Annotated in this window: 1 rRNA gene; it reads right to left on the bottom strand. The window is 52.7% G+C overall.

What is annotated here, in order from left to right:
* Positions 1-317 (bottom strand): 16S ribosomal RNA (locus tag BIU95_RS13830); the annotation flags it as partial.

Genomic DNA, 317 nt, shown 5'->3' with positions numbered 1-317 from the left:
CGTTGCGGGACTTAACCCAACATTTCACAACACGAGCTGACGACAGCCATGCAGCACCTGTCTCAGAGTTCCCGAAGGCACCAATCCATCTCTGGAAAGTTCTCTGGATGTCAAGGGTAGGTAAGGTTCTTCGCGTTGCGTCGAATTAAACCACATGCTCCACCGCTTGTGCGGGCCCCCGTCAATTCATTTGAGTTTTAATCTTGCGACCGTACTCCCCAGGCGGTCTACTTAACGCGTTAGCTCCGAAAGCCACGGCTCAAGGCCACAACCTCCAAGTAGACATCGTTTACGGCGTGGACTACCAGGGTATCTAA

Origin of the sequence: Curtobacterium sp. MCBA15_007 (assembly GCF_001864905.1) — a bacterium.
In the GTDB taxonomy this organism is placed as follows: Bacteria; Actinomycetota; Actinomycetes; order Actinomycetales; family Microbacteriaceae; genus Curtobacterium; species Curtobacterium poinsettiae.
The sequence above is the reverse complement of the archived record's forward strand: the minus strand, read 5'-3'. Positions and strand labels throughout refer to the sequence as shown.